This window comes from bacterium (assembly GCA_040755795.1).
In the GTDB taxonomy this organism is placed as follows: domain Bacteria; phylum UBA9089; class CG2-30-40-21; order CG2-30-40-21; family SBAY01; genus JBFLXS01.
Map to the genome: position 1 here is coordinate 1 of JBFLXS010000567.1, position 2,154 is coordinate 2,154.

Below are 2,154 nucleotides of genomic sequence, written 5' to 3' on the forward strand. Positions count from 1 at the left end.
GTTAATGACCCTCTGGGTTATCTTTTGGGACTCCAAAATGTCAAGAGAAACAAAAAGATGGCAAGAAATGAGGTAACACAATGCCACGCACCGTAAATATAGCCTTAAGTTCTACGCAACGCTCTCTTAGTCTAATCGCACAGGTGGCAATTTTTTCTCTTGACAGCTCCTTTTCAACATGGTATACTTTAATCATCAAATTAAATCTTTATTGAGTACAACAAAATGACACTATTTCAAATCAAAAATCCTTTTGGACGAGATACGATTTTGACTCAGAACACATGGAATAAAATTCTATCTAAACATCCTGAAATGAGAGAACAACTTATCTAAAGTAAAAGAGACCATTCTCTCTCCTGAGTTTATTAATGAAAGTGTCTATGACAATCGTGTATTGCTATATTACCGTTTCTATTTGAATATATATATATTAAACGGCAAATACCTAACCGTAGTGGTAAAGAGTGTTGATTTTGACTTTGTATCCACTGCTTATTTTAGTCAGCACCCTGCTAAAGGAGGAACTGTTTTATGGAAAAGAGAGCTTTAAATTTCTTTTACGATAAAGAAGGTGATATTTTAGACATTTCCATTGGAGCTCCTCAATCTGCAATTTCTGATGAAATTGGTGACGATATTATTATCCGTCGTCATCTTGGGACTGATGAGATTATAGGGTTTACCATTTTGAATTTTGAGCATCGTTTCGAGAAAAACAAGCAATCTTATATACTGCCTGTAAAAGCTCAATTTTCAATAGCAGATGCGGTTACTGCCTAAGATGGCTATTTCTTTCCACATATAACCAGAAATCCACCCTGACCGTATCCTGGCCGATGGGGTTCTACTTTCTTTAAAATCTTCGGCAAAGAAAAGATGGTCTGGCTGGTTGTTATCTCCTTGAAATCGTTCACCTTCAGCAACTCTATAACCTCCTGAACCGAATAAAGTCTGGCTACCTTGTAAAATACAGTATTCTTATTCTGATAGGCCTTGCCGAGAAAGCTATCTTTATCTACTATGCCAATGATGAGCCTGCCTCCTGGTTTAAGCACCCTCCTGGACTCTGCCAGGACAGCCTGTGGGTTATCCACAAAACACAGGGTAACAATCAAAAGCAGATAATCAAACTTAGCCTCCTTGAAGGGAAGGTGTTCTCCAAGAGCCTGTATTACGGTTATCCCTCGTTTAGCAACCTTTTTAAGCATTCTGAAGGATGGGTCTATGCCAATCGATGTCCTAAGTGGAGCGGCAAACCTACCTGTGCCTACCCCTACCTCTAAACCTTTACCCTGAGGCAAAACACTTCTTACCACCTCAAGCTCTGAAAGGTAGGCAAAGCGATTTTTTTCATACCATTCATCGTATTTCCCAGCATATTGGTCAAATATATCCATTTACTCATTCAAATCTCTCATCTGCTTTGGTTTTATCTGCTTTTCCTGCCTTTTTAGAAAGCCATCCTGATTGTGCCTCTTTTAGCACATCAAATTCAGGAACATAAGGCTTTATATCCAGTATCTGGCCCCAGCAGGTTGAATGGGCATACCCTTAGTATCTTTGAAAGGAGAATGAATAATACCTATTGGTTTGTAACCTGTCAGGCTCATATCCTTAGTACTCCTCTTTTCATCAATCCGCATCATCTCTTTATCGGTGAAATTGGGACTATATTCCATTATTCCTTCTTTGTCTATCTTACTCATTGATAATCTCAATTATTCTTGAAATTGATTTTCCTTTTCTTCTTAACTGTTGTTTATATAGCCCGGCGACTAAATATATTATACCGACTAATATAAAGCCAAAAGTAATTCCTGATAACTCACCTACCTTTTGTGAAAGCCCCCATCGATCTGCCCAATAAATTCCTTGCCCTACCCCTAAGACCAGGGCAATAGTAGGAATTACAAAGAAGATGACAGCCCAGATGACCTTTTGATATCCTATTGTTTCAAGCCTTACTTTTTGTCCTATTCGGGCTCCGATAGAATTATCTACCTCTAATAATACTATATCCCCTGACCGCTCAACTTCCTCCGGGCAGAATTCAGTATGCACCTCCAGTTCAGTCCGAAGAATGGCTTTATTCCCTTTTATTGAAGTAACAATTCCTTGTTCCATAATCTTTTCTCTTTTTACAGCATAACT

4 protein-coding genes are annotated in these 2,154 nt (G+C 38.5%); 1 reads left to right on the plus strand and 3 read right to left on the minus strand.

Annotated features, from left to right (window positions below; all coding sequences use genetic code 11):
- Nucleotides 1-534 precede the first annotated feature (534 nt).
- Nucleotides 535-783 (plus strand): DUF2283 domain-containing protein, encoded by a 249-nt coding sequence (locus tag AB1414_19715; GenBank protein MEW6609642.1) that lies wholly within the window; start codon nt 535-537, stop codon nt 781-783.
- 5 nt (nt 784-788) lie between these two features.
- On the opposite strand, the gene AB1414_19720 is transcribed toward AB1414_19715, so the two are convergent.
- The 3 genes from AB1414_19720 to AB1414_19730 all read right to left on the minus strand — a co-directional run.
- The gene (locus AB1414_19720; GenBank protein MEW6609643.1) at nt 789-1,400 is read right to left on the minus strand and encodes a class I SAM-dependent methyltransferase; all 612 of its coding nucleotides are present in this window, start codon (nt 1,398-1,400) and stop codon (nt 789-791) included.
- 111 nt (nt 1,401-1,511) lie between these two features.
- On the minus strand, nt 1,512-1,709 hold the full coding sequence (locus AB1414_19725; protein MEW6609644.1) for a hypothetical protein: 198 nt from the start codon (nt 1,707-1,709) through the stop codon (nt 1,512-1,514).
- On the minus strand, nt 1,702-2,154 hold a 453-nt coding region (locus tag AB1414_19730), incomplete at its 5' end, for a SoxR reducing system RseC family protein (protein MEW6609645.1). The genes AB1414_19730 and AB1414_19725, both read right to left, overlap by 8 nt.

What these genes read in the sequence shown, in the direction of transcription:
- AB1414_19715 (MEW6609642.1), top strand. Translation starts at nt 535, where the DNA reads ATGGAAAAGAGAGCTTTAAATTTCTTTTACGATAAAGAAGGTGATATT.
- AB1414_19720 (MEW6609643.1), bottom strand. Translation starts at nt 1,400, where the DNA reads ATGGATATATTTGACCAATATGCTGGGAAATACGATGAATGGTATGAA.
- AB1414_19725 (MEW6609644.1), bottom strand. Translation starts at nt 1,709, where the DNA reads ATGAGTAAGATAGACAAAGAAGGAATAATGGAATATAGTCCCAATTTC.